The 26,762-nt window shown below is 72.4% G+C and carries 20 protein-coding genes, 1 tRNA gene and 1 pseudogene; 12 read left to right on the top strand and 10 right to left on the bottom strand.

Annotation, left to right across the window (positions count from 1 at the left end; translation table 11 throughout):
• Positions 1–2 precede the first annotated feature (2 nt).
• From N7925_RS03065 to N7925_RS03055, 3 genes are read left to right on the top strand one after another with little or no spacing between them, the layout of a single operon-like run.
• The gene (locus tag N7925_RS03065) at positions 3–4,028 is read left to right on the top strand and encodes a vWA domain-containing protein (RefSeq protein WP_274342937.1); all 4,026 of its coding nucleotides are present in this window, start codon (positions 3–5) and stop codon (positions 4,026–4,028) included.
• Complete coding sequence (locus tag N7925_RS03060) at positions 4,025–5,920, top strand: hypothetical protein (RefSeq protein WP_274342936.1); 1,896 nt, start codon at positions 4,025–4,027, stop codon at positions 5,918–5,920. Before N7925_RS03065 ends, N7925_RS03060 begins: the two co-directional genes overlap by 4 nt.
• A complete protein-coding gene (locus tag N7925_RS03055) occupies positions 5,917–6,228 on the top strand; it encodes an NIPSNAP family protein (RefSeq protein WP_265597940.1) in 312 nt (103 codons plus the stop codon). Before N7925_RS03060 ends, N7925_RS03055 begins: the two co-directional genes overlap by 4 nt.
• Here N7925_RS03055 and N7925_RS03050 read toward each other — a convergent pair.
• Positions 6,225–6,941, bottom strand: coding sequence for a DUF899 domain-containing protein (locus tag N7925_RS03050; RefSeq protein ID WP_265597939.1), 717 nt, complete (start codon positions 6,939–6,941; stop codon positions 6,225–6,227). The genes N7925_RS03055 and N7925_RS03050 overlap by 4 nt on opposite strands.
• Positions 6,942–7,023: 82 nt before the next feature.
• Between N7925_RS03050 and N7925_RS03045 the strand changes: the two genes are divergently transcribed.
• Positions 7,024–7,680, top strand: coding sequence for an alpha/beta hydrolase (locus N7925_RS03045; RefSeq protein WP_274346388.1), 657 nt, complete (start codon positions 7,024–7,026; stop codon positions 7,678–7,680).
• Positions 7,681–7,770: 90 nt separating this feature from the next.
• Complete coding sequence (locus tag N7925_RS03040) at positions 7,771–9,837, top strand: phosphocholine-specific phospholipase C (protein ID WP_265597938.1); 2,067 nt, start codon at positions 7,771–7,773, stop codon at positions 9,835–9,837.
• A gap of 98 nt (positions 9,838–9,935) precedes the next feature.
• Here N7925_RS03040 and N7925_RS03035 read toward each other — a convergent pair whose 3' ends face one another.
• From N7925_RS03035 to N7925_RS03025, 3 genes are all read right to left on the bottom strand, one after another.
• The gene (locus tag N7925_RS03035) at positions 9,936–10,847 is read right to left on the bottom strand and encodes a DUF2510 domain-containing protein (RefSeq protein ID WP_265603732.1); all 912 of its coding nucleotides are present in this window, start codon (positions 10,845–10,847) and stop codon (positions 9,936–9,938) included.
• A gap of 75 nt (positions 10,848–10,922) precedes the next feature.
• The gene (locus tag N7925_RS03030; RefSeq protein WP_274342935.1) at positions 10,923–11,615 is read right to left on the bottom strand and encodes a response regulator; all 693 of its coding nucleotides are present in this window, start codon (positions 11,613–11,615) and stop codon (positions 10,923–10,925) included.
• A 2-nt stretch (positions 11,616–11,617) separates the two neighbouring features.
• The gene (locus N7925_RS03025) at positions 11,618–12,571 is read right to left on the bottom strand and encodes a HAMP domain-containing sensor histidine kinase (RefSeq protein ID WP_274342934.1); all 954 of its coding nucleotides are present in this window, start codon (positions 12,569–12,571) and stop codon (positions 11,618–11,620) included.
• 297 nt (positions 12,572–12,868) lie between these two features.
• Between N7925_RS03025 and N7925_RS03020 the strand changes: the two genes are divergently transcribed.
• The 3 genes and pseudogenes from N7925_RS03020 to N7925_RS03010 all read left to right on the top strand — a co-directional run.
• Positions 12,869–13,156: a DUF3040 domain-containing protein gene (locus N7925_RS03020; RefSeq protein ID WP_265597935.1), complete on the top strand. Its 288-nt coding sequence runs from the start codon at positions 12,869–12,871 to the stop codon at positions 13,154–13,156.
• Between the two features lie 202 nt (positions 13,157–13,358).
• Entirely contained in the window at positions 13,359–13,505 is a 147-nt protein-coding gene (locus N7925_RS03015) for a GntR family transcriptional regulator (RefSeq protein ID WP_265597934.1), read from the top strand.
• Positions 13,483–13,848 (top strand): annotated as a pseudogene (locus N7925_RS03010) (LutC/YkgG family protein); the annotation flags it as partial. The gene N7925_RS03015 and the pseudogene N7925_RS03010, both read left to right, overlap by 23 nt.
• Positions 13,849–13,850: 2 nt before the next feature.
• Here N7925_RS03010 and N7925_RS03005 read toward each other — a convergent pair.
• Complete coding sequence (locus N7925_RS03005; RefSeq protein ID WP_274342933.1) at positions 13,851–15,773, bottom strand: DUF2264 domain-containing protein; 1,923 nt, start codon at positions 15,771–15,773, stop codon at positions 13,851–13,853.
• A gap of 136 nt (positions 15,774–15,909) precedes the next feature.
• Between N7925_RS03005 and N7925_RS03000 the strand changes: the two genes are divergently transcribed.
• The gene (locus N7925_RS03000) at positions 15,910–16,713 is read left to right on the top strand and encodes a sulfite exporter TauE/SafE family protein (RefSeq protein ID WP_274342932.1); all 804 of its coding nucleotides are present in this window, start codon (positions 15,910–15,912) and stop codon (positions 16,711–16,713) included.
• A 26-nt stretch (positions 16,714–16,739) separates the two neighbouring features.
• On the opposite strand, the gene N7925_RS02995 is transcribed toward N7925_RS03000, so the two are convergent.
• The gene (locus N7925_RS02995; RefSeq protein WP_265597931.1) at positions 16,740–17,189 is read right to left on the bottom strand and encodes a hypothetical protein; all 450 of its coding nucleotides are present in this window, start codon (positions 17,187–17,189) and stop codon (positions 16,740–16,742) included.
• Between the two features lie 90 nt (positions 17,190–17,279).
• Positions 17,280–17,759, bottom strand: a complete 480-nt coding sequence (locus tag N7925_RS02990) for a DUF309 domain-containing protein (RefSeq protein WP_274342931.1) — start codon at positions 17,757–17,759, stop codon at positions 17,280–17,282.
• A 110-nt stretch (positions 17,760–17,869) separates the two neighbouring features.
• Between N7925_RS02990 and N7925_RS02985 the strand changes: the two genes are divergently transcribed.
• Together N7925_RS02985 and N7925_RS02980 are read left to right on the top strand one after the other, a co-directional pair.
• Positions 17,870–20,524, top strand: coding sequence for an ATP-binding protein (locus N7925_RS02985; protein WP_265597929.1), 2,655 nt, complete (start codon positions 17,870–17,872; stop codon positions 20,522–20,524).
• Between the two features lie 50 nt (positions 20,525–20,574).
• Positions 20,575–20,648, top strand: a tRNA-Pro gene (locus N7925_RS02980).
• A 111-nt stretch (positions 20,649–20,759) separates the two neighbouring features.
• Here the strand turns inward: N7925_RS02980 and N7925_RS02975 are convergent.
• Positions 20,760–20,924 carry a hypothetical protein gene (locus N7925_RS02975; RefSeq protein ID WP_265597928.1) on the bottom strand — a complete coding sequence of 55 codons (165 nt, stop codon included), beginning with the start codon at positions 20,922–20,924 and terminating at the stop codon, positions 20,760–20,762.
• 265 nt (positions 20,925–21,189) lie between these two features.
• Between N7925_RS02975 and N7925_RS02970 the strand changes: the two genes are divergently transcribed.
• Positions 21,190–21,639, top strand: a complete 450-nt coding sequence (locus N7925_RS02970) for an SRPBCC family protein (RefSeq protein ID WP_265597927.1) — start codon at positions 21,190–21,192, stop codon at positions 21,637–21,639.
• Positions 21,640–22,270: 631 nt separating this feature from the next.
• Here N7925_RS02970 and N7925_RS02965 read toward each other — a convergent pair.
• Together N7925_RS02965 and N7925_RS02960 are read right to left on the bottom strand one after the other, a co-directional pair.
• Positions 22,271–23,701: an endo-1,4-beta-xylanase gene (locus N7925_RS02965; RefSeq protein ID WP_274342930.1), complete on the bottom strand. Its 1,431-nt coding sequence runs from the start codon at positions 23,699–23,701 to the stop codon at positions 22,271–22,273.
• A gap of 754 nt (positions 23,702–24,455) precedes the next feature.
• On the bottom strand, positions 24,456–25,538 hold the full coding sequence (locus tag N7925_RS02960) for a lytic polysaccharide monooxygenase auxiliary activity family 9 protein (RefSeq protein WP_274342929.1): 1,083 nt from the start codon (positions 25,536–25,538) through the stop codon (positions 24,456–24,458).
• Positions 25,539–26,762: the final 1,224 nt, after the last annotated feature.

The raw sequence follows: 26,762 nt of genomic DNA, 5'->3' as shown, positions 1-26,762 counted from the left end.
GGATGAGCGAGTCGACCATCCCCGGGGCGCGGTCCACCTCGGAAGCCGCTGTGGCGGCCCTCGCGGCGACCGGCCCGGGGCTGCCGTTCCTGATCGGGGTGCGCCACCACGCGCCCTCGCTGGCGGCCGCCCTCCCGGCGCTGCTGGACGCGGCGGCCCCCGACGTCCTCCTCGTCGAACTTCCCGCCGAGTTCCAGCCGTGGCTGGGCTGGCTCGCCCACGAGGAGACCGAGGCGCCGGTCGCGCTGGCCGCCGTGCCCGCGGACGGGCCCGGCGCGGCAGGCGAACGGCGGCCGGCCTTCTACCCGTTCGCCGACTTCTCGCCGGAACTGGTCGCCCTGCGCTGGGCGGCGAGAAACGGCGTCCCGGCCGTGGCCTGCGATCTGCCGCTGGCCGACCGGGCGTGGGCGGGGGACGGCCCCGACACCCCCGCCCCGGTCCCCGGCACCGACTCCGTACCGGTGCCGGGGGAGGGGCACGGGCTGTCCGCCGCGCTCCGGTCCCGGCTCACCGGCCGCGAGGGCGACGACCTGTGGGACCGGTTGGTGGAGGCCCGCGCGCCCGGTTCGACACCCGAGGCGCTCCGCCGCGCCGCCCTGCTCACCGGCTGGGCACTGCGCCACGAGGCCGAGGCGCGGGGCGGTGTGCGCGGCACGGACCTGGTTCGCGAGGCGTGCATGCGCCGACATGTCACCGAGGCCCTGGCGAGTGGGCGGCGGCCCGCCGTGGTGGTGGGAGCCTTCCACACCCCGGCGCTGCTGCCGCCCGCCGCCGGGAGCCACGCGCCGTACGCGTCGGAAGCGCCGGAAGCACCAGCAACGCCCGGAGCGGCGGCAACGCCGACCGCACCAGCAACACCGACCGCACCAGCAGCGCCGCAAGCGGCGGCAGGCACGGAAGCGTCGGACCGGGCCGCCGCGCCCGAGCCGGGTGCGGGCGGCCACCTGCACGGCACCGCCGGGACGACCGGCTGCACGGTCTCCCTGGTCCCGTACACGTACCCACTGCTCGACTCACGCTCCGGCTACCCGGCCGGCATCCGGGACCCGGAGTGGCAGCACATCGTCCTGGACGCGGCCGGGGACCCCGCGGCGCTGCACGAGGCGCTGATCCGCACCGCGGTCCGCGTCTGCGTCGCCCTCCGAGAACAGGGCCACCCCTACGGCCCGGCGGACGGCCGCGAGGTCGTCCGGGTCGCCGGTGACCTGGCCCGCCTGCGCGGCCTGCCCGCCCCCGGCCGCGGTGAACTCCTGGAAGCCGTACAGACGGTGCTCGGGCGCGGAGAGACCTACGGCACGGGCCGCGCCGTCGCCGGAGCCCTCGAACGCGTACTGGTCGGCACCCGCACCGGACGGCCCGCACCCGCCACGCCGCGCAGCGGACTGGGCCCCGCCGTCGAGGCCGAGACCGCGGCGCTCGCGCTTCCCGGGCCGAAGGACGCGCACGAGAAGACACCGCGCGACCTCCGGCTGGACCCGGCGCGCTCCACCCTGGACCGACGCCGCGAACTGCTGCTGCGCAGGCTGACTGTGTGCGGAATCCCCTACGCGCAGGAGCAGGGGGTGGCCGGTGCGGCGGGCGGTGAAGGGCTGACGACGCGCTGGCAGGTGCGGTGGACCCCGGCGACGGCCGCGATGCTCACGGCGGCCGGGGCCCGCGGTGTCACCCCGGCCCAGGCGGCCGAGGGCGTACTGCGGCAGCGGCACGCGGCCGAGCGCGCGGAAGGTGGTCCGACGGCCGCCCAGGTCGTCGGCGGCCTCGCGGAGGCCGCCGCGTGCGGACTCCCCGCCCTGGCCGACGAACGGCTGAGCGAACTCGCCGCCGTACTCCCCGCGAGCGGGACCCTTCCCGAACTCCTCGCCGGCCTCGACCTGCTGGATCGCGTGGACGCCGGCCACCTGCCGGGGCTGGCCGCACCCGACGGTTCCACGGCCCCGGACACCACCGCCCGTGCCGCCCGTACCGCCCACGCGGCCGAACTGCTGACCTCGGCGGCGGTACGCCAGGTCGACGGTCTGACCGGTTCCGAGGATCCCGAGGACGCGCGGGCGCTGCTCGAACTGGCCCAGCGGGCCGACCGGGTGGGCGGCATCCGGCTCACCGCCGCCCTCGCCCGGCTGGCCGCCGACGGCACCCCGTTGATCGCCGCGGCCGCCGGAGCGGTCAGGGTGCTCACGGGCCACGAGGAGGCCGAGTCCTTCGGGGGGCGCGTCGCCTCCTGGGTGGACGGAGCCGCGGACAGCGCCTCCAGGGCCGCGCTCACCGCCCGCCTCACCGGCGTCCTGACGGTGGCGGGCCCGCTCCTGACCGTCGGCGTCGGCGCCCTGGACCCGCTGCTGCACCGGGTCGTGGAGCTGGGAGACACCGCGTTCCTGGCCCGGCTGCCGGCCCTGCGCGGAGGTTTCGACACCCTGAGCCCGGCCGCCCGGGACCGGCTGCTGGACACGGTCGAGGAGCGGCTCGGTGAACGGGTGGACACCCTTGACGCCGAGGACCCGGCCGAGCTGGCCCGCCGGACGACAGCCGACCTAGCGGCCCGCGAGCTCCTGACCGGCCTCGGCCTGCCTGTCCCGCCACCCGCGCGGGACGACCGGATCCCACCGCCGTCCGCCCGCCCCACCGCAACGAGCCCCACCCCCACACCCGCCACCGCCACTGCGCCCGCCCTCGCCACCGCGCCCGACACCGAGGCCGCAACCGCCACCGCGCCCGCCCTCGCACCCGACACCGAGGCCGCAACCGCCACCGCACCCGACACCGAGGCCGCCGCCGCCACGGCCACCGCGCCCGCTCTCGACCCCGCACCCGACACCGAGGCAGCCCCCGTACCCTCCGCCGAACACCTCCCCGCCCCCGGCACCCCGCCCGCCCCCGTACCTTCCACGGGTTCCACCCAGGCCGCCCCCGTGCGGACCCTCGCGCCCGCCGACCGCTGGCGGCTCGTGCTCGGCCGGCGCCCCGATCAACTGCCGTCCGGAGCCGCCCGCCTGGCGACCGCTCTGGACGAGCTGTACGGCGCGGGGCACGGCGAGGGATCCCGTGGCGGCCTGCCCGGTCACGGCGGCTCCGGACCGCGCGGCGGCCGGGAACCGTCGTTCCCCGGCGTCCGCGAGTGGTCCGAGGAACTGGCCGCGCTGTTCGGCCCCGGCGTCCGCGAGGAGGTCCTCGCCGCAGCGGCCGTGACAGGGCGACAGGACGTCCTCGCCGAACTCGACCCGGCGGCCGCCACCCCCTCCGTGGAACTGCTCCGGACGATCCTGCGGTACGCCGGCGGGCTCCCCGAAGCCCGCCTCGCGGCGCTCCGGCCCCTGGTCCGCCACCTGGTCGACGAACTGACCCGGCAGCTCGCCACCCGGCTGCGCCCCGCCCTCACCGGCACGATGACGGCCCGGCCCACCCGCCGCCCGGGCGGCAGGCTGGACCTGCCGCGCACGCTGCGGGCCAACCTGGCCACCGCCCGCCGCACGGCCGACGGAACGATCCAGGTGATCCCGGAGAAGCCCGTGTTCCGCAGCCGTGCCCGGCGGTCGGCCGACTGGCGCCTGATCCTGGTCACCGACGTCTCCGGATCCATGGAGTCGTCCACGATCTGGTCCGCGCTGACCGCCTCGGTGCTCGCCGGGGTGCCGACTCTGAGCACCCATTTCCTGGCCTTCTCCACGGAGGTCGTCGACCTCACCGGCCATGTGCACGACCCCCTCTCCCTCCTGCTGGAGGTGAGCGTGGGCGGGGGCACGCACATCGCCGCCGGGCTGCGGCACGCCCGCGGTCTGATCGAGGTGCCCAGCCGCACCCTCGTCGTCGTCATCAGTGACTTCGAGGAGGGCGCGCCCCTCGCCGGACTGCTGGCCGAGGTGCGGGCCCTGGTGACCACCGGCTGCCACGTCCTCGGGTGCGCGAGCCTCGACGACGCCGGCCGGCCCCGCTACTCGACGGGCGTCGCCGGGCAGCTCGTGGCCGCCGGCATGCCCGTGGCGGCCCTCAGCCCACTCGAACTGGCCCGTTGGATAGGGGAGAAGACCGCATGAACGACGACCGGTTGCCACCCGTCGCGCCGGAGGTCACGGCCACGCTGGTGGAGGACCTCTCGCCCCGGCTGCGTAAACGGCTGGACGCGGCGGTCACGAAGATCGGCGCCCGCCCGAAGCGCCGCGACGGGGACACCGTGACGATCGAGGTCGACGACGAGACCGAGTTGCGCCTGCACGCCCCGGCCGGCGTGGTGGCGACGACGGACGCCATCACCTGCGGCTGCCTCCTCGCCCCGGCATGCGTCCACCGTGCGGCCGCCGCCTGCGCGGCCCCCGCGGCGGACCCGCCGCCGGAGCCCGTCGACCGGCCCACCGAGGAGGCTCCCGAACCCGGCTCGGCAGCGGACCCGGCCCGTGCACCCGGCTCCGTGACGGACCCGGCCCCCGCTTCCGACTCCCCGCCCGAGGGGGCGACCCCGGCCCAGCGCACCGCCGCGGACGCCCTGTGGTCGGCGGGCGCCGCCGTGCTGGAGGCCGGCGTCGACGGGGCCGGCGCCGTCACCCAGTCGGCCCTCCTCCGGGCCGCGCACACCGCCCGGCTCCGGCAGCTGCCCCGTGCCGCGGCCGCCGCGCTGTCCGTCGTCACCCTGCTGCGCGCAGCCCGCGCGGGTGACCCGTCCTACCGCACAGCCGACCTCGTCACGGCCCTGGCCGAACTCCTCGGCACCGCGCACCGGGTGGGGACGACGTCCGGGGCGGAGCTGGCCGCCGTCCGAGGCCGGGCCCGCCGCCCGTACAGCCCGGACGGCTCGCTGCGCCTGTACGGCCTGTTCACCGAACCCGTGGTCACCGACTCGGGGCACGGTGGTGTCCGCACCTGGGTCGCCGCATCCGACGGCCGCCTCTTCACGGTCGGCGACGTGGCGCCCGGCGGCGTCGGACGCGCCCTGGGCGTGGCCGACCGGGCCGTGCGCCTGGGGGACAGCGCGCTCACCCACCGGGAGCTGGGCCGGGCCGGCCTGGCGGTCTCCGGGGCGACGGCGTCGCCGGACGGCAGACTGGGGGCCGGAAAGGGCGTCAAGGCCGTAACCGCCCGGGGTGCGGCATGGACGGAACCGCCGCTCGCCGCCCTGTGGGAGACGCCGCCGTCCGAACAGGCCGCCCGCGCCCTGCGGTCCACCGCCCGCTACGCGGACCCGGAGGGCGGTGGCAGCGACCTGCTCTTCCTGGACGTCGAACTGCTCGGCGCGGTAAGGGAGTCGGGCGGCTCCTGCCTGATCGCGCGGTGCGAGGGTGACGTTCTCGTCCGGCTCGCCGTCGCCGACGACGACCCCGCGCTGGCCCATCGCGACAACGTGACGCTGCTGGCCGCGGCACCGGGGACGCGGCTGCGGATCATCGGCCGTCTGGTGCCCGCCCCCCACCCCCGGCTCACCCTTCTGGCCTGCTCGCACCCCTCCGGCGAGGGCACGATCGACCTCGGCTTCGACCGCCTGCGCCGCGCCGACCTCCCGGACCCGAACGCCCCCGTGCACCCCGCCCCGCCCGGGCCCGGAGACTCCGGCGCGCACTCGCCGCTCTACCTCCTGGAGCGTCGGGTGGAACAGACGGTCCCGGCGGGCCGTGCGGCCCTGGGTCTGCTCGGCGACGTCACCGCCGAGACCCGCCGGATCCGCCGCGCGGGTCTCCCCACGGCCGCCGGACTCCTCACCGCCCTGTGCGCATCGGCGGCCCAGCGCGACCGCGATCTGTTCGGCCGCCTGCTCCCCGCCGACACCGACGGCTTCGCCTCCTACTGGCTGGCCGCCGCCCGCTACACGGCCGCCGTGGCCGAGTCCCTGTGCTCGGCGGCCTGGGAACCGGCGCAGGAGGGCGTTGCCCAGGCATTGCCCACTCCGGCGTCCCTGCTCACGAGCTCCGAAGCGGCACACGGCATCATGCAGGCATGATCACCATTCACCTGAAGTACGAGATCGACGCGGACAAGCTCGAGGACTTCGAGGAGTACGGTCGCCGCTGGGTCCGCCTCGTCAACCGTTTCGGCGGAACGCACCACGGCTACTTCCTGCCGAGTGAGGGCGACAGCGACATCGCCTACGCCCTCTTCTCCTTTCCCGGCCTTGCCGCGTACGAGCGGTACCGCACGGACAGCATGTCCGACCCGGAGTGCCAGGAGGCGTTTCGGCTGGCCCGTGACACCCGCTGTATCAAGCGGTACGAGCGCCGCTTCCTCCGGCCGCTCGACGACCTCGCCTAACCGCCGTAGTCGTCGTGGTGGCGGACCCAGTCCATGATCCCGGCCTCCTCCTGGCGCCCGAGGGGGGTCAGGTCCAGATAGTTGAAGGTGCCGTTGAGGAGGTCGGTGCCGCGCGAGTACGTCGAGTAGGTGTGGAACACCCGGTCGCCCTCGCGGAGGAAGACGCTCAGGCCGTGCTGCTCGCCGCTCAGGGCCCAGGACCCGACTCCGGCCTCCCGCAGCTCTTCCTTCGTGCGGAAGTTGAAGAGAACGGGCGTCACGGATTCATCCATGGTGACGTGGAAATCGTAGTTGAACGACGTGCCGTGGGAGGAAAACCAGGGAAAGGTCCACTCCATGCGCTCACGGAACTTCGTGATCCGCGCGAGAGGCGCGCGCGAGACCGCGGCGAATGATGTCCGGGCCGCGTGCAGATGCGCCAAGTGGCCGATGTTGTCTGCGAGGAGCGAGCACCCGGTGCAGCCGGCCTCCCAGTCGGGTGCCAGCATGAAGTGGTAGACGATGAGCTGGCTGCGACCGTCGAACAGGTCGACGAGGCCTGCCGTGCCGTCCGGACCGTCGAAGACGTACGGTTCGGTGACCTCGACCATGGGCAGGGCCCGGCGCTGTGCGCTGAGCGCGTCCCGTTCCCGGTCGAACTGCTTCTCCCGTGCCAGTAGTTCCTTCCGGGCAGCTAACCATTCTTCTCTCGGAACAATCGCCGGACTGTTCATTCTCGGTCCTCGCTGTCGTCGTGCATTTCCACCTGTTCCACCTGTTCCACCTGTCGGAACGTTACGTGAGGAGGCGGACGCTCTGTCTGTCGTACTGCTGGTTCATGGCCTGTACCACCGTCCCGAGCACTTCGGCAGAGTGGCGGAACGCTTGCGGACCGCGGGAATCGAGGTCGTCGTGCCCGAGCTCCACCGGGGCTCGCTGGCCGCCGACACCGCGGCGGTCCAGGGCGCCGTCGACTCCCTGACGGAGCCTCCGCTCGTGCTCGGCCACTCCTACGGCGGGTCGGTGATCACCGGAGTGCGCGGAGCGGGACAGCTGGTCTATCTGGCGGCCTTCGTGCCGGACACCGGCGAGAGCGCGGCCACCCTGGGCGGGGCGTCGCCGCGACTCCAGGAGGCGATCAACCCCGAGCCCGACGGATCGACCACTCTGCGTCCCGAGTTGGCCGCCGAGGTCCTCTACAACGGCTGCTCCGAACCCCTCGCCGCCTGGGCGGCCGGCCTGCTCCGCCCGCAGGCCCCCGGCTGCGGACGAGGAGTCCCGCTCCATCACAGCTGGAAGGACACGCCCTCCACCTACGTCGTCTGCGCCCAGGACCGGGTCATCGACCCCGCTCTGCAACGGAACATGGCCGCGCGGTGCACCGTGGTACGTGAGTGGCGGACGGGCCACTCCCCGTTCGTGGGGCACCCTGGTCTCCTCGCCGAACTCCTGGAGGAACTCATGCGGCGTTAACCGATCCGTCACGGCCTCTTCCGTTCTGTTCGCTTCTCTTGGAGCATCCTGTTCGCTTCTGTCCCCCACAATCCAAGAGGCCCCTCACTCATGGCTGATATGAATCGGCGCCGCTTCTTCCGGATAGCCGGTGCTACGGCGGGATTCGCCGCACTGTCGGGCAGCATCGACCGCGCCGCCGCCATCCCCGCCCACCGGGCCTCCGGGACGCTCCAGGATGTCGGACACATCGTCGTCCTGATGCAGGAGAACCGTTCCTTCGACCACTACTTCGGGGCGTTGAAAGGCGTGCGGGGGTTCGGGGACCCGCGGCCCGTGACGCTGCCGAGCGGGAAGTCCGTCTGGCATCAGGCCGACGCGACGGGCAAGGAGACCCTGCCGTTCCACCCGACCGCCGACGACTTGGGGATGCAGTTCCTCCAGGGCCTCAACCACGACTGGGCGGGCGGCCACCAGGCGTACAACGACGGTCGGTACGACCGCTGGATCCCGGCCAAGACGCCGACGACGATGGCCCATCTGACCCGGGACGACATCCCCTTCCACTACGCGCTCGCCGACCGGTTCACCGTGTGCGACGCCTACCACTGCTCGTTCATCGGGGCCACCGACCCCAACCGCTACTACCTCTGGTCGGGGCACACCGGCAACGACGGTACCGGCGGTGGACCCGTCCTCGGCAACGAGGAGCGCGGCTACGGCTGGACGACGTACCCCGAACGGCTGGAAGAGGCCGGGGTCTCCTGGAAGATCTACCAGGACATCGGCGACGGCCTGGACGGCCCGGGCGGCTGGGGCTGGATCGACGACGCCTACCGGGGCAACTACGGCGACAACTCGCTGCTCTACTTCGACAAGTACCGCGACGCCCAGCCCGGGGACCCGCTGTACGACAAGGCGCGCACCGGCACGGACGTGGCCGGCGGCGACGGCTACTTCGACGGCATCGCCGCCGACGTCCGGGCCGGAACCCTGCCGCAGATCTCCTGGGTCGCCGCCCCGGAGGCCTTCACCGAGCACTCCAACTTCCCCTCCAACTACGGCGCCTGGTACATCGCGCGGCTGCTGGACGCGCTGACGTCCGACCCCGAGGTGTGGAGCCGGACCGCCCTGTTCATCACCTACGACGAGAACGACGGCTTCTTCGACCACGTCGTGCCGCCCTATCCGCCGACCTCCGCCGACCGGGGCCTGTCCACGGCCGACACCTCGACCGAGGTGTACGCGGGCGGCGCCTCGTACGGCCCCGGGGTCTACGGACTCGGGCCGCGCGTCCCGATGCTGGTCGTCTCGCCCTGGAGCACCGGCGGCTATGTCTGCTCCGAGACCTTCGACCACACCTCGGTGCTGCGGTTCATGGAGCAGCGTTTCGGCGTGCGCGAGCCGAACATCTCACCGTGGCGGCGTGCCGTCTGCGGCGACCTGACCTCCGCCTTCGACTTCGCCCGCACCGGGCCCGCCCCCGGCGACCTGCCGGACACCTCCGCCTACGAGCCCCCGGACCGCGAACGCCACCCCGACTACCGGCCCACCCCGCCCGCGGTCGGATCGCTGCCGAAGCAGGAGCCGGGCAGCCGACCGGCCCGGCCGCTTCCGTACGCCCCCTACGTCGACGGCGCCGTCGACGCGCGCACCGGGAAGATCGCGCTCACCTTCAGCCCGGGCACGGCGGCCGGCGCGCAGTTCTACGTCACGTCCGGGAACCGGACCGACGCCCCGTGGACGTACACCGCCGAGGCCGGCCGGACGGTGTCGGACGCCTGGAACTCCGCCTACTCCGGCGGCACCCACGACCTCACGGTCCATGGCCCCAACGGCTTCCTCCGTACGTTCAGGAGCCCGGGTTCCACCGTCGGTCCCGAGGTCACCGCCCGCCACAACGACGGGAGCGGCAACCTCGACCTGACCCTCACCAACCCCGGCGACACCGAGGTACGCCTCACGCTCTCCAACGCCGACACCTACGGGGGAGCGGAGCAGTCGGTCACCGTCCGGCCCGGCGCCACCGTGTCGCGCACCATGGACCTGAGGGCGGGAAGGCGCTGGTACGACGTGTCCGTCACGGCCGAGGGCGACCCGGTCTTCCGGCGCCGCTTCGCCGGTCATGTCGAGACGGGCGACGCCGGGGTCAGCGACCCGGCAACGGCCACGGGCTGACGCGACGGAGTACCCGACGGCGAAGCGGCGGGGCCCGGACCGTCTCCGCGTTCGAACGGCCCGGCCCCGCCTGGTCACGCAGGGCCGGGCGGGTTTGTTCAGACGGCTCCGCCGCCGCCGCTTCCTCCGGCACCGGACGCGGCCTTGATCCCGCGGGTGATGTCGTCGAGGACGGACAGCTTCGGCGCGTCCTTGTTGACGTCGAACCCGGACCGGACCACGACGAGCATGTCCTTGGATGTGGGGGAGGGGAACACCAGCGATTCCACGTAGCCGTCGTCGCCCTTCTCCGTCACCACCTTCCAGCGCACGACATAGCCCTTACCGCCCGCCACCGTGACGGCCTCGGACTTCAGCTCCTCGTGCGAGGAGATCTTCCCGTAGCTCTTACCGCCGTAGGACTCCTGCGCGTTGAGGACGATGTCCTTCTTGGCCGCCTCCTCGGGCGTCCCCGCGGTGAGCTTCATGGCAGCCGCCGGGGCGGAGAACACCCCGCCGCGCACGCAGGTCTCGGCGGTGTCGCCGGGGCAGGGGTGCTCACCCGTCGTCAGTCCTGCGCCGACCGCCCCGGAGGTTCCCTTCCAGCCCTTGGGCACCGGAAGGCTGATCCCTGCGGCCAGATCCGTCGCGAAGCCCGGTTCGGTCGGCGGAAGCCGGTCACCGGGTCCCTGACCGTCTCCGTTCTCCCCGCCGTTCCCCCCGTCGCCCTCCTGGCCGTCCTTCTCGCCGCCGTCCGGTGCGCCCGGCGGATCGGGGACGGCGGACGGCGAGGAGGCAGCCGTGTCCGGCCGGCCGCCGCCGTCCTCGCCGAGCAGATACACGCCGCCCCCGATGGCGGCGAGCACCACCGCGCCCACCGTCACACCGACACCGATGCGGATTCCGCGACGACGCCCCGCGCCGGGCGACGCGCGGACGTGGCCGGTCCACTGGGCTCCGTCCCACCAGCGTTCCTGAGCGGGGCCATTGCCTGAGTGCCCGGGGTCTGGATGCCAGCCGGGCGGGGTCATCTGGGTCACGGGGGCACCCTATGCGGACCGGGTGAGAATCACATGAACTGCGCGCGCCGCCCTCGATCCCGTGGTTCAGGGTTCGATCAGCCCGGAGCGGATCGCGTAGCGGGTGAGCTCCAGGCGGTCGCGCAGACCGAGCTTCTGGAGCAGGTTGGCGCGGTGCCGCTCCACCGTCTTGACACTGATGACGAGCAGCTCCGCGATCTCCTTGGAGGAGTGGCCCTCGGCGACCAGCTTGAGGATCTCCTCCTCGCGCTCCGTGATGGCCCGCGCCGGCAGGTCCTCGCCGTCCCTGACCCGGTCGAGGAAGTTGCGGATGAGCGCGGTCACCGCGCCCGGGTAGAGGAACGGCTCGTCGCGCATCGCCGCCCGGCAGGCCTCCACCAGGTCGCGGTCCGCGACCGACTTGAGGACGTACCCGGCCGCCCCCGCCTTCAACGCCTCGAAGAAGTACTGCTCGTTGTCGTACATCGTGAGCATCAGGATCCGCAGGCCGGGCATGACCCGGGACAGCTCGCGCGCCGCCTGGAGGCCGGTCAGGCGGGGCATCGCGATATCCAGAATGACCAGGTCGGGCTGTTCGACACGGGCCATCTCGATGGCCTCGGCGCCGTCGCCCGCCTCGGCGACGACCGTCAGGTCCGGTTCTCCGTCGAGGATCAGCCGGACGCCGCGGCGCACGAGGGCGTGGTCGTCCGCCAGGAGAATGCGGGTCGGAGCGGTCGTACCCCTGGAAGGCGTGGCGATGGACGGTGAGGTGGGCATGGTCACTTGCTTCCGTTCGGGACGGGCACATCGAGACGTACTTCGGTGCCGCCCTGCGGGCCGGAACCGAGGAAGACCTCGGCGCCGATCAGCAGAGCGCGTTCGCGCATACCGCGCAGGCCCGCCCCCTCCGGGGCGTCCCCGAGGCCGCGGCCGTCGTCGCGGATGCGCAGCTCCACTCCGCCGGGGCTGCGCCGCAGCGACAGTTCGAGCCGGGTGGCGCGGGCATGCCGGACGGTGTTGGTGAGGGCTTCCTGCGCGATCCGGTAGACGACCAGTTCGGCCTCGGCGCCCAACGCGGGCAGGTCCTTGCCCGTCCGGCGGCGGATCGTCAGCCCGTCCGGCGTCGGGGTCTCGGTGATCAGCGCCGTCAGCGCGCTCACCAGGCCCAGCTCCTCCAGCACCCCGGGCCGTAGCCGGCGGGCGATCCGGCGGATCTCGTCGAGCGACCCCCGGGTGATCTCCTGGACCTGCCGCAACTCCCCGCGCAGCGGCTCCGGGGCGTGGTCGGCGACCCGCTTCAGCTCCAGCAGGACAGCGGTCAGCGTCTGCCCGACCTCGTCGTGCAGCTCCTGCGCCACACGGCGGCGCTCGGCCTCCTGCGCGGAGAGCGCGCGCGCACTGCTGGTGGCCCGCTCGGCCTCCAGCCGGTCCAGCATCGTGTTGAACGTCTCGATCAGCGCGGCGATCTCCCCGTGACCCGCGACCTCGGGGCGCGGGCTCGGACGCAGCAGATCGGTGGTCGTCATCGCGCGGGTGACGCGCTGGAGCGGGAAGAGGCCGAGCCGGAGCAGGGCCGCGTTGGCCGCGAGCATGAAAGCGATGCCGCCGGTCAGGATCATGGCCTCGGTCAGCAGGACCGGGGTGGAGACAGTGATCGGCCCGAGCAGCAGCAGGGCGCCGGCCGCCACCAGCACGGCGGCGTTGAGTAGGAAGATCCGCCAGAACAGGGACAAGGTCGAACGGCTCCTTCGGAGGTCGGGTCTGTGGCGCGCTGACAGCCGTGCTGACAGGCTCCACTATCGCCGCTGCGCGGGCGGACGGCCGTCGCCGCCCGGGCCTGCCACTCCGACACCCCCGCGCGCCCGGTCTGCATGGTGCGCACCCCCGGATATGGGTGCTGTCCCCGATGGTCCCCGGCGGCCTCCGCCGACGACCATGAGGCCAGGGCCCAGGGGGCCCTGCCCCGTGCCGCACCGCGGGGGCCGGAGCAACAGGAGCCGAGAGGGTTTCCGTACCGGGAGGGAGACACCATGCCCACGTACGACGAGCGGCTGCGTGACCTGGAGGAGCAGCTGCGTGACGACGATCCCGGGTTCGCCGAGGCGATGTCCGGCGGGACCCCGCGTACCCCGCGCGAGTACCGCCGCCGCAACGCCTGGGTGGGGCTCGCCGTCGGGCTCGCCGCACTGGGCACCGGTATCGCCGTGGGCCACGGTCTCCTGATCGCCGCCGGCCTGGTCGTCTCCGGAGCGGCGGCCCAGCTCTTCGACCCGCAGCGCGGACGTCTGCACGGGCGGGACATCCCCAGCGCCCGCTGACCCGCACCCCTCTTCCCGGCGGTGCCCGCACGCACCGTCCCACCGGCCGCCCCCTTTCCGGTCGGGCGTCGAGGCCTCGTCCCGACCTCCGGGCGGGGCCTTCGCCCGTACGGGAGAGAGGAGCGCCGTACGTGAGGTCGGACCATAGGCTCGGTGTGTCATAGGCTGCATGTCCGGATCCGGCCGAGGCAGGGAGTGACGGATGCCCGTCGAAGGGCAGCCTGTGCGGCAGTCCCGCACCCATGAACTCGTGCTCCGCAGCATCGAGGAGCGGGTCTTCGCCGGGGAGCTCCGCGCCGGTGACCGGCTGCCGCCCGAACGGGAACTGGCTCGACCGCTACGACGGTGAGGTGCGGCAGGACGACGCCGACGTCCCGCCCTCACGACTCGACACCCGGGACGCGGTGGTGACGGCGTCGGCCGTCGGCTGCGCCGAGACCGGCACGATCTTCCTGGACGGTTCGCCCGGCCAGGGCCGCCGGGCGCTGTCCCTCGTCCCCGATCTGCACCTCTGCGTCGTGGACCTCTCCACCGTCGAGCCAGGCGTGCCCGAGGCGGTGGCGCGCCTGGCGCCCGAACGGCCGACGCCCCTGATCAGCGGCCCGTCCGCCACCTCCGACGTCGAGCTGGAGCGGGTGGAGGGGGTGCACGGCCCCCGGACGCTGGTGGTGGTGATCCGCACGGACGCGTAGCCCTAAGGGCTGTCCGGCGGTCCGTGATCCACCGTCACCGCCGCCTCGCCGAACGTGATCCGCGTCCGCGCCCCGTCCTGCGCCCAGCGCACCTCGACCGTGTCACCGGCCACCCTCACCCGGCCCACCACCTCGGCAGGCTCCGGGTCGGCTTCCGGGTCGGCGGTGAGGGAGGCCAGAGCGGCCAGGACCACCGTGCCGGTCACCTCGGCGGCGAGCCGGGGCACGGTCGCCCGACGCGCGAACGCCGTCCCCTGCGGGGCCCGTACGTCCTCGGGAGCCTCCCAGCCGTGCAGCCCCCACAACCGTGAGCGCACCGCGCCGCCGGGGTCGGTGGCCCAGCCCGTCAGCTCGGCCCGCGCCCCGTCCGGCGCGCCCAGCACCCGGTGCACCCGCAGCTCGTGGCGGCCCCGCGCCACGATCGCGCTCTCCACCCGCAGCCCGGGGACGGTGGACGGGCCCGCCGGGAACACCGGCAGGTGCCAGGAGGCCGCCCAGCCCCAGCCGTCGCCGTGCCCGGACCCGAGCGGATGGATGCGCCGCCGTGCGCTGCGCGCCCCGCCGACGGTCACCGACAGGTGGTTGTCCGCGGTGTTCGCCCCCGAGGTGGGCCCGGTCACCGTGGAGTACGCGAGCCGCGCGTAGTGCGGGTCCTCGTCGGCCGCGGACTCGCCCTCGTCCGGGCGGACGTGGTCGCTGCCGTGGTTGTGCAGCCGCACCACGCCGTCCGCCCGCGTCGACTGCACCAGAAAGCCCGCCGCAGGCACGGACAGCACCTGGTCGGGTCCCTCGCTCGGAGCGGCCTCCTCCGGCGACGACCAGAATGGATGCTCGGCGGGAGCCAACAGGGACACGAACGCCTTCGACGCCCAATAAGGCGATGCGGGGCCTGAATAGGTCTGCAGCGTCGCCGCGTGCGGGCCGTGCCAGCCGAAGCTCAACAGCCCGCTCCCGTCGACCGCGCCGCGCTCCAGGAAGTACCGCAGCGCCCCGCTGACCACCCGCCGGGACGCCCCCGGGGCGAGCGGCGTGTGCCCGGTCACCGCGCCCAGACCCACAGCTGTGCTCGCGGCGAAACGATAGGTCAGCGAGCGCCCGAAATGCAGCGGGGCCCCGTCGCCGCCGAACATCAGCGAGAAGCTCCCCAGATGCTCGCGCAACCGCGCCCCGTGCCGTGCCGACTCCCGCGCGTCGCCCGACAGATGGGCGTCGAGCAGCGGATACAGGTGCAGCGCCCAGCCGTTGTAGTGGTCAAAGGCTCGCCCGTCCCCGTCGGCGTACCAGCCGTCGCCCCGGTACCAGCTCTCCAGCAGCTCCAGAGCCCGCTCCCGGGCCCGTGCCGTCTCCGCGTCGCCCCGGCCCACCGACTCCAGGAAGCCGGCCACGGTGTACGGGAAGAGATACCAGTTGTTGCCCGCCGGAACGTGCCGCAGCGCGCCCCGCAGCCAGTGCTCCGCCCGGTCCCGCACGTCGGGCGTCAGCCGCTCCCAGAGCCAGGGCCGGGTGAGCCGCAGCCCGAGGGCCACCGAGGCCGACTCCACCATCGGCTGCCCCTGCACATCGTGGTCCAGGATCAGCGGCCAGGACTCCGCGTCGTCCCGGCCCGGTGTGCGCGTACCGGCGTCGAGCCCGTCCGCGTACCGTTCCAGCAGTCCGTTCGGGTCCTTGCCGCCCGCCCCCGCGACCCGGAAGCCGGCCGCCAGGAACGTGCGCGCGTATCCCTCCAACCCGTCGGAGCGGACGCCCGAGTGCGACGGGGGACCGGGCAGGTCGAGCCGGGCGCCACCCGGCGTGGCCCACTTCCAGGCGGCGTCCAGCATCCCGTCGGCGGCCGCCTCCCAGTGGGCGCGGGTGTATCCGGTGTACGGGCTCGACACGCGGTCTGCCGGAAGCAGTTCGAAGAGGGCACCAGGGGAGACGGTCATGCGGGAATCCTGAGCGACTGATCAAAGAGGGTCAATGGATCGATCACAAGCAGGCTAAACCGATCAAACGCTCATGGAGGGGCGAGCCTGTAGGCTCGTCGGCGGGGAAGCCGGTGCGCTTACCATCTTTCCCGACATGGACACCATCAGCCTCTGGCAACTGGCCGCACTCGCGGCGGCATCCACTCTCGTCGGCTTCTCCAAGACGGCTGTCAGCGGTGCCAATACGATCAGTCTCGCGGTCTTCGCGGCCGTTCTCCCGGCCCGCGAATCGACCGGGGTGCTGCTCCCGATCCTCATCGTCGGCGATCTCCTCGCCGTACGCGTCTACCGCCGTCACGCCCACTGGCCCACCCTGCTCCGGCTGTTCCCCGCCGTCGCCGTGGGCGTCGTGGCGGGGACCCTGTTCCTGCTGTGGGCCGACGACGCGGCGGTCCGTACGTCCATCGGCGCGATCCTGCTGTTCATGACGGGCGTGACCCTGTGGCGCCGCCGGATCGCGGAGAAGGAGACCGGGCCCGGGGCGGACGCCGGGCCCGGGGCGGACGCCGGGCCCGCCGGGGGCGACGAACCCGCCGCCGGCACCGGTCGGACCGCCGCGCGCGGCTACGGGGTTCTCGGCGGGTTCACCACGATGGTCGCCAACGCCGGCGGGCCGGTGATGTCGCTCTATCTGCTCTCGGCCGGCTTCCGTAAGCTCGGCTTCCTCGGCACCTCGGCCTGGTTCTTCCTGATCCTGAACGTGTCCAAGGTGCCGTTCAGCGTGGGCCTCGGCCTGATCGACGCTCGCTCCCTGCTGCTCGACGCCTGCCTGCTGCTCTTCGTCCTGCCCGGGGCCTACCTGGGCCGGATATGCGTCGACCGGATCAACCAGAAGGTCTTCGACCGGATCGTCATCGGTGCGACGGTGATCGGCGGACTTCAACTGCTGCTGATCTGAGGCAGCCGGACCGCCGGACCGCCTCCTCAGGGAAGCAGCAGCCAGTCCGCTCCCACGGCGGCCAGCAGCCCGGTCCCCAGCAGCCAGCTGGCCAGCCGGGTGCGTCCGTTCCTGCTGAGCTCGATCACCACGCCGCACAGAATGAGCGCGAGCCCGTAGACGCCGACGACGAGTACCGACGAGCGGCTCGCGATGCGCAGCCCGAGCACGAGGGCCATCGCCGCCATGCCCACCGAGGAGAGCACGATCCGCAGCCGCCGGGCCTGGCGCGGGGTGAGTCTCTTCCCGCCCTCACCACCAGAGACATCTCCTCCGACCGTAGGCGTCTCCGCAGCCGTCTCCGTGGCCGCTCCCGCCTCCGTGGCCGCTCCCGTCTCCGTGGCGGCGTCGGCTATCGGGGATCCGGTGCCCCCGTCTTTCTCGCGCTGGTCGCGGTGCTGGTCCTGGTCCTGGTCCTGGTCAGAAGAAGTGCTCATGGGGCCGGATCGTAGTAGCTGCACGGAGCCGGGACCCGCAGACCCGGTTCTTCCGCTCCTGGCTCCGCCCGCCCCGCCCCGGCCTTCGGGCTACCTCCGCAGGCGGGGCGCCTCGGCCGCCGCGTCGACCGTCGGGCCTGCCTCCACCCGGTCCGCCAACTGCCGCGCCCAGTCGGACAGTTCCGCGACCGCGATCCCGTGGGGCCGGGACGCGGCGAACGGGACGAGCGCCCCCGCACCCCGGCGCAGCAGCCGCGCGCCGCCCGCCGTGTTGCCCCGCGCCGAATGGGTCAGCCCCACCGCGAGCTGGGCCAGCCCCCGCCAGAGCTCGCGCTCGTCCTCCGGACCCGACTTCCAGGCGTCCTCGAAGACCTCGTGCGCGTGGAACGGCATTCCCGCGTCCAGTAGTCGCTGCGCCTCCCGGAGCGTCTCCGAGGGCGTGCGGACGACCCCCTCCGGCTGTCGTTCGACGCCGGGCGTGCCGTACGGCAGGGGGCGTCCCAGCCCGTCACGGGGGCGCGCGTTGCGCGCCCGGCCCTCGGCATCACGGTCTCTGCGCGTCTCGTTCACCCCTCGATTGTGCCTCGCACCTGCGGAGAATCGTGGGAACCCTGTCGACGAGCACCCGCGCACGACTAGGCTCGACCGTCGAGAAGACTGCCTCTGTGGGAAGGGTGGGCATGAAGCCGTCCCAACCGTTGTACGAGCGTGAACCGGAACTCGCCGCCGCCGCGGAGGCGGTGGACGCCCTCTGCGGTGCGCAGGCCGTCGGCGGACTCCTGGTATTCAGCGGAGAGGCGGGGATCGGCAAGACCGCGCTGCTCGCGGAGATCCGGAGGATGGCCGCCGACCGCTGCACCGTCTGGTCCGCCCGGGGAGGCGAGACCGTCACCTCCGTACCGTTCCACGTCGTACGGCAGTTGCTGCAGCCCGCACTCGACCAGTTCCCGCCCGACGAGACCCGCGCCCTGTTCGGCGACTGGTACGAGACGACCGCCCCGGCCCTGGGGCTCGCCGAGCCGAGCGGGCCGCAGCCCGATCCGCAGGGTGTGCGCGACGGCCTGGACTTCGTCGTCGGCCGACTCGCGTCCCGCCTCAGCCACCGCCCGTTACTGCTCATCGTGGACGACGCACACTGGGCGGACGGCGAATCCCTCGCCTGGCTGGCCTCGTTCACGGCCCGCCTCGGTGAACTGCCGCTCCTGGTGGTGCAGGCGCACCGCCCGCAGGAGCTGGCCGAGCGCGACGCCAACTACATCGCCGACCGCGAGGCCGAGCGTGGCTTCGGCAGTGAGGGGACGGTGACCCGGGTCGCCCTGCGGGCTCTGACTCCGGACGCCACCGCCGTACTGGTCCGCGCGGGCCTCGGTGATCACGCCGACGACCCGTTCTGCCGTGAGGTGTGGGCCGTCACCGGAGGCAATCCGTACGAGGCGGTCGAACTGGTCGCCAAGGTCCAGGACCGCGAACTGCCGCCGGTGGAGGAATCCGCGGGCGAACTGCGCGAGCTCGGCGCGTCCGCCAGGGGCAGCGGCCTCGTCGCCCGCCTGGAACGGCTCGGCACGAACGCCAACCGGTTCGCCTGGGCCGCAGCGGTGCTGGGTACCGACATCTCGCAGGAACTGGCCGCCACACTCGCCGGAATGAGCTCGGCGGAGGCCGCCGACTGCACCGCCCGGCTGCGTGACGCCCGTATCGTCAGCGGCTTCGACCCGTTGGAGTTCGTCCACCCGCTGATCGCGACGGCGGTCTACCGCTCGATCCCGCCGGCCACCCGCACCGCCATGCACGGGCGCGCCGCCTGGGCGATCACCCGGGCCGGCCTCGGTGCCGCCGCGGCCTCCCGGCACCTGCTGGAGGTCCACCCGGACGACGACCAGGAACTGGTCGGGCAACTGCGGGAAGCCGCCGGCCAGCACCTCGCCGTCGGTGCGCCCGAAGCGGCCCGGCGCTGCCTGGAACGGGCCCTGGAAGAGCCTCCGCGCCCCAAGGACCGGGCCGTCCTGCTGTACGAGCTGGGCTGCGCGACGCTGCTGAGCTCCCCGCCCACCACGGTCCAGCACCTGCGCGCCGCCCTGGACATGCCGGGGCTCGACGACGGGCTGCGGGTCGACGCCACCTTCCGGCTCGCCGCCGCGCTCGCCCACAACAACCAGCTCAAGGACGCGGCGCTCTCGCTGGCCGCCGAGGCGGCGCGCACCGCACCCGGCCCCGGGCTGATGCGGCTGCAGGCGGCGCACTTCATGTGGGAGGGCATGCAGGCCAACGAGGACGACGGACCGGCCCGCTCCCGGCGGCTCACCCGTAACGCCGACCACCTCAAGGGCCGCGACAACGCGGAGCGGGCGCTGCTCACGCTGCGGGCCTTCGACGCCATGGTGCGCGGTGAGAACGCCCAGCTCATCGTGGACCTGTGCGAACGTGCCCTGATCGACGGCAGTCCCGCCCGGGGGCTCGGCTGGACCGACTCCGAGTGGGGTTTCGAACTCCCCACCATGGTCGGTATCGCCTACACCTTCGTCGACCAGCTGGACCGCGCCGAGAGCCTTTTCGGCGAAGCGGTACGGGCCTTCGAGATCTCCGGCTGGAGCGGGGCCCACCTGGCGTTCGCGCACACCCTGCTCGGCATGGTCCACCGCCGTCGCGGCCGCCTCGCCGAGGCCGAGGGCTTCCTGCGCGAGGGGCTCCGTCTCGCCGACCGCGTCGGTTCCGGACTCCCCGTGCACTGGGACGCGGCCTGCCTGCTCATCGATACCCTGCTGGCCCGCGGGCGCACCGAGGAGGCCCGCCGCATCGCCGACCGCTACGACTTCGGCCCGCCCTACCCCAGCGCCATGGTGCTGCCCGACGGACCGAGCATGCGGGGCCGCCTGCTGCTGGCGGAGGGCCGCAAGGAGGACGCGATCGCGGAGCTCGAAGCGGCGGGCGCCGCTCTGGAGTCGCGCGAACGCTTCAACGGCGTCTGGGCCCCCTGGGCCGGCGACCTGGCGCGGGCCCTGGCCGATGACGACCCGGCCCGGGCGGCCCACCTCGCCGCCCGGAACCGCGTGCACGCCGAAAGGTTCGGCACGCCCACCGCCATGGGGGAGGCGCTGCGCTGTGTCGCCCTCTTCGCACCCCCGGAACGGTCCGCGCAACTGCTGGCCGAGGCGGTGGGACACCTCGAGAAGTCCCCCTCCGCCTACGAGCACGCGCTCGCCCGGGTCGACTACGGCATCGCCATCGGTTCGCACCGGGAGCTCGCCCGCGCCCAGAAGCAGGCGATGGCCTGCGGCGCCGAGGGTCTCGCCGCCCGCGCCCAACAGGCACGGGCGTCGATACGGTCCTCGGAGTGAGGTAATGTTTGTCCTGCGCGGTCACCCGGGGAAAGCCGGGGGAAACGCGACGGGACGTGGCGCAGCTTGGTAGCGCACTTGACTGGGGGTCAAGGGGTCGCAGGTTCAAATCCTGTCGTCCCGACTGGAGACAGTCGCAGATCAGGGGACGGTTTCGGGGAAATCCGAAACCGTCCCCTGATCCTTTTTGGGGACCAGTTGGGGACCAACTGGAGGTCCGACGTCCTTGACCGTGTCAACGGGTCATGACGATGGGGCTCGGCAGCGAGCGTGGTGCGCGCAGCACGTTGAAGTGGGCCGAGAGCGTCGCCCCGGCGGCCGTGATCCTGTGTGGACGTGCGGGTGCGGGCAGCGCTGCGTGGTGGTCGGTGAAGGTGGCCGGCGATTCTGCGGAGGACATTCGACGCCTTCTTCCGCCAGGGGGCCGGGAGTCGATGGGTGTCTTGACGGCCGCTCGGAGGGAGGCGCCAAGCTCCCTTGACTCCGAGGGAGTTGGCGCTCGCACTTGCGCTCGTTCTCCTGTGCTGTGCCCGGTGCACGGGTCCGAAACTGGAGATGTCTGTGCCCGGCCCAGCGAGCATTTCTCCCTGACCTGTGTCGGACGGAGTGTGCCGGGTACGCGGCGTTGCGTCGCTATCCGATTCCGATCGCTACAGGGAGTGAACATGTCGAAGATCGAGGAGTCCGTAGAGGTCGCTGTCCCGGTGCGCACGGCGTACGACCAGTGGACGCAGTTCGAGGAGTTCCCGCAGTTCATGGACGCGGTGCAGCGCATCGAGCAGCGCACGCCCACACTGACCCACTGGGAGACCAGGGTGGATGGCGTGGGCCGGGATTTCGACGCGGAGATCACCGAGCAGATCCCGGACGAGCGGGTCGCATGGGCCACGGTGGCGGGCGAGGTCCGTCAGGCCGGCGTCGTCACCTTCCACCGTCTGGACGACACACACACGAAGGTCATGCTGCAGCTCGACCATGATCCCCAAGGGATCGCGGACACCGTCGGGGACAAGCTCGGCTTCGTTCGTCGTCAGGCCAAGGGGGATCTGAAGAACTTCAAGGAGTTCATCGAGTCCCGCGGCACCGCGACCGGCGCCTGGCGGGGCACCGCCTGAGACCGCGCGAGCCGAGGCGGTGCGGCACCCTTGTGGTGCCGCACCGCGGTGGTGGTAAGGCAGCCGCCTGCGAGGATCCGGTTCGGAACGATGGTGCTGAGCAGCCGGGCCGGGAGGAAGGCCCTGGCCGGTGGCCGATCAACCCCAGCGGCCCTGGGCTTGTCCGGCGCAGGCGCCCGGAACCGGCCCTGTCGCTCTACCTCGTACGGCACAGGAGTCACCGCGACCGCCGCACGCCTCACCACAGCTCCGAAGCCGATCGGCCGGCGAAGGCCACCGACCGGCGAAGGCCACCGACCGGCGAAGGCCACCGACCGGAGAAGGAACACCGACCGGCGAGGATCTGGGCGGTGGACTTCGCTCGCGGAGGAGCCCAGACGGCTTCGGGCCCAAGGCCGATGCCGGGTTCGGCCGAGCGAAACCGCTGGTTGGGCCCGTCGTGGTCTGCCCCTTGCCGGTGTCCACCGTCGCAGGTTCGGCGGGCGCCGGATTCAGCGCGGGGCTGATACCCGTTCCCGACGGTCGCCGCCACCACGGCGGCGACCCCCGGGCCCGTGGCTTCGCGGAGTGGGCAGGAGAATCCGTGCCGACGGCCCGCACGGTGTCGCCCGCTCGTCGATGGCAGCTCGCATCAGGTGCGGGACCAGCGTTGGTTGCTGCCGTTCGAGCAGGAGTGGAGCTGGATCAGGGTTCCGTTGCCAGTGCCGTGGCCGACGGCGTCGAGGCAGAGGCCGGACTGCACGCCGACGATGGAGCCGTTGGAGGCGAGGCGCCATTTCTGGTTGTCGCCGCCCCAGCAGCTGTAGATCTGGATTCTGGTTCCGTTGCCGGTCCCGGCGGCGTCCAGACACTTGTTGCCGTAGACCCGGAGCTCGCCTGCGGCGGTGGAAGTCCACTGCTGGCCGGTGCTGCCGTTGCAGTCCCACAGCTGCAGCTGCGTGCCATCGGTGGTGCTGGCGTTCGGCACGTCCAGGCAACGGCCTGAACCGACGCCCTTGACCTCTCCGGAAGCGGTCGGTGGTGTGGACGAGCCGCCGTTGAGCGCGTCGAGGACGGAGGCGTAGGCGGCCTTCTTGCTGCCGTCGTTGTTGAACAGCAGCGGCGTGTGATCCGGCCGCCAGGAGTCGCTGTCGCGCACGCCCCAGACGGTGATGCCGAGACAGCGCGGGACGGCCAGGCAGTCGTTGGCCACGCTGGCGTAGGTCGAGGCCGGGGCGCCTTGGATGTCGAGTTCGGTGATGGCCACGTCCACACCGAGGGCGGCGAAGTTCTGGAGGGTGGTGCGGAAGTTGCTGTTGTAGGGACTGCCGCTGTTGAAGTGCGACTGGAAGCCGACGCAGTCGATCGGCACGCCGCGCTGCTTGAAGTCCCGGACCATGGCGTACATGGCCTGGGTCTTGGCCCAGGTCCAGTCCTCGACGTTGTAGTCGTTGTAGCAGAGCTTGGCCGCCGGGTCGGCGGCGCGCGCGGTGCGGAAGGCGACCTCGATCCAGTCGTTGCCGGTGCGCTGCAGGTTGGAGTCCCGCCGGGCGCCCGAACTGCCGTCGGCGAAGGCCTCGTTCACGACGTCCCACTGGGCTATCTTGCCCCTGTAGTGGGCCATCACGCCGTTGATGTGGTCATTCATCGCCTGGCGCAGGGTGCTGCCGCTGAGGCTCTGCATCCAGCCGGGCTGCTGGGAGTGCCAGGCCAGCGTGTGGCCGCGCACCTGCTTGCCGTTCTGCACCGCCCAGTTGTAGACGCGGTCGGCGGCGGTGAAGTCGAACTGGCCCCGCTGCGGTTCGGTGGCGTCGATCTTCATCTCGTTCTCGGCCGTCACCGAGTTGAACTCACGGCCGGCGATCGTCGTGTACGCCGGGTCGCTCAACTTGCCCGAGGCGATGGCGGTACCGAAGTACCGGCCGTTCTGCGCCGCCGCCGCGCCGAGCGTGTTCTCGGCGGCGTGCGAGGTCGGCGGGGCCACCAGTGTGGTGACCACCCCTAAGACGCCGACGAACAGCGCCAACAGAAGGCTGCGGATCTTCGGTCGGACAGCGGTTCTGGGAAGGGCATACGAGCCCATGACTGTGCCTCCAAGGTAGAAATCACGGAAGGGCTGACAGCGCAGGGGGTGCGTCGGCCGCGCCCATTCGACGGACGGACGGACGGACCGTCGGGCGGACCGACGGGGCGGGCCGGAGCCCCAGCAGCACGGAACCACCGAACACCGCGGTCACGGCAGGGCTGTTCTTTCGAGACAGGTCACGGCGGGTGGTGCAGGTGCCTTGGTGCGCGGATCTGCTGTGCGGCACGGACTCCCCAAGGCCGGTGCGGTCGGAGTGTCGAACGAACGGTGGCCGGTTCCCCAGACAGGATGATTGAGGTGGTGGTGACGCATCGTCAATGCTTTCGACAGGGAAAGTTTCCCTACCTGTTTCGAAAGTTTCGATAGTGCGGGCTGAACGGTGAACGTCGGCGTCCACCTTTGCACGCTCAGGTCGTGCCGTGGTCGCCGCCGTGCCCGCGCCAGACGAGGCGTGGCTCGGCGATGGGATGGCTGCTGTGGCGTGGGACGCGTTGTGCTGGATTCCGTAAATATTTCGGCGTGTACAGCGACACAGGCGAAAGTCGTTGTCGCTGTCCGTCGGCTTCCTGACCACTGAGTGGGCGCTCGTCACTGTGCTACCTCTCCGGTGCGGCGAACGCGTCGAGTCGCTCCGTTCGCGTACCAGAACAACCAGGTTCACATCAATCGAACACAGTGCCCCGAGAGGGCGCACCGCACGACAGAGCCGGTTCCCCCAGGGTGCGGGAACCGGCGCCGCGCGCGTCAGTCGCTACGGGGTGACGCAGCCGATCGAGCCGACCGGGAAGTCGTTGCCGGTCGATGTGGCGGTGAACCCGAAGGTGACACTGCCCTCAGGTGCGATCGTGCGGTTGTGATCGAGATTTCTGACCGTGAGCGTGCCATCGGGTGCTGTGGTCAGCGCACCGTTCCACACGCTGTTGACGTTGGCACCCACGCCGGGCTTCCACCGCACGGCCCAGCCCTCACGCGCTGTCGTGCCGTGGTTCATGACTTCGACGGAGCCCTGGAAGCCGCCGCCCCAGGAGTTGGTCACGCTGTAGACGGCCATGCACCCGGTGTGCGGGTCGGTGGGTGTCGGGGTCGGAGTGGGTGTCGGGGTCGGAGTGCCGCCCGAGCCGCGGATGCCGGTCACCTCGCCGTTGCCGCCGTCGAAGACGATGTCGGAGCAGGAGAAGAAGTTCTCCTGGCTGTCCGAGCGCACCCACTGGATGAACATGACCGCGTCACCCGAGCGACCCGAGGGCAAGTCCAGGTCCCAGTAGTAGTGGCCGCCGTCCGTGCCGGGCCCGCCGGCCTGCGGCGGGTCGGAGACGGTCTCGATCAGTTCCAGGTCGTCCCAGCCGAGCTCGGTGCTGGGCGAGTAGCCGGGCTTGGACAGGTACACCCGGAAGGAGCCCGGGTGCGCCGCCCAGTTGCTGTGTTTGACCTGGATCGTGTTCCCGGACGTCAGGTGCGTCCGGGGCCAGTCGGAACGCGGGGCGTTGTAGCCGGTGAAGTTGTACGGCGACCGGTCACCGGCGCTGCACAGCTTCCCGTCCGGGACGTAACCCGCCCCGCGTCCGCCAGCGTTGGAGTCGAGGACAGCGAACCAGTTGTACAGCGCGTTCGCACCGCTCTCGTCGAGCGCGGCCTTGCACGCCGGGTTCGTCGGGTCCAGAGCGCCGGTGCCGGTCCTGGCGTCCAGCATGCAGAGGTAGGTGCGCGATCCCGGTGTCATCGTGACGCCGTGCGCCTGAGCGTTGTCCTGGCCCATTAAGGTCAGGCCGATTCCGCCGAGCAGTGTCGCGAGCACCGCCACCAGAGAGGTGAACAGCTTCTTGCGTCGGGCCATGAGGTCTCCTGTGCTGCGTGGGGATGGAAGAACGCGCGGCGCTGCGAGCGGCGCTACGCGTATCGCCGGGGCCTCCGCCCTGCACCGGCAGGTGATGGAGGCCGGGGCGGCTCTTGTGCGGATGTGCGGATGTGCGGATCGGTTCGGATACGGCCGTGCCGGTGAGGCCCGTCCCGCACGGGCGGGATCCGGCGGCAACCGGCCCGCGTAGGGCCGAGGTGGGCAGGAGTGATGGGCAGGTTGTGCGGGGTACTGGGGGAGTGCGGTGACGCTCGCATGCGGGGCCTCTCCGGGAGGAACGACCGGACGGGGCGATCACGGAATCGGCAGGGCCCCGTGGTTCAGCTCTGGGAGCGCTCCCACCCGCTGACCCTTCGGACTGTAAGAGCGTTGCCGTGCTCCTGACAACCCATCGTGATGGAAGATGTGTCGCTCGGATCGACGAGAGCGCGAGTCAGGGGGTCGGTGTGGCTGCCGCGTGCCGGCGGGCCACCCCGGCCGCTGCGTTCCAGCGGGCCGAGGCCGTGGGTGCGTCACCGGCCGGGTGCGTCACCGGGTGGGAACGACAGCCCGCCGCGGAGTGCGCGGCGCTTCGCGCCGACTCGCCCACCCCTCCGCCGTGTTCCCCCGATCGCTTGGCGCCAGGTCGCCTCCGACCGGCCCGGCTCCTCCAGCAGCGGACGCACCGTGATCCGGCCGCTCCCCTCCATCGGCCGCCGGACGGACGTCGGCGGCGATTCGGTCTTCTGCTTCACCGTCTCGAAGCCGTCGCCCGCCACGCCCTGCCTGCGGTCACCGCCACGCCCTGCCACCCCGGCCGCGTCCTGCGGCACTCACCACCCCGCCGCCCGCGAGCCACCCGCCGCCCGCCGCCTCGATCAGCGCGTCCCCGACGGCTCGCGCGATCTGCGAGAAGAGCGGAAGAGCCGTGACCGGCCTTACGTCCTGACGAGGCGGCGGCAATCGTGCGACGCCGGGACCTGACGGGCCGGAGTCGTGTGGTGTCGTCAGCCCGGACGGCTGCCTCCCGTGAGTCCGCTGAAGCGAGTCCGCCGGAGCCGGCGGCGAATCCTGTGCAATCGCTTGACGGCTCGGCTCCCTGCCCCGAAGTTGTTGGGAGCGCTCCCACCCCTGGCCTTACCCCGCCGGACGCAAGCGGGTGCCCCATCGCCGCGTGCTCTGCCCCCTCCCGGAAGGACTTCGGTGTGCCGCAACACCAACCAC

The organism is Streptomyces sp. CA-278952 (assembly GCF_028747205.1).
Classification (GTDB): Bacteria; Actinomycetota; Actinomycetes; order Streptomycetales; family Streptomycetaceae; genus Streptomyces.
The sequence above is the reverse complement of the archived record's forward strand: the minus strand, read 5'-3'. Positions and strand labels throughout refer to the sequence as shown.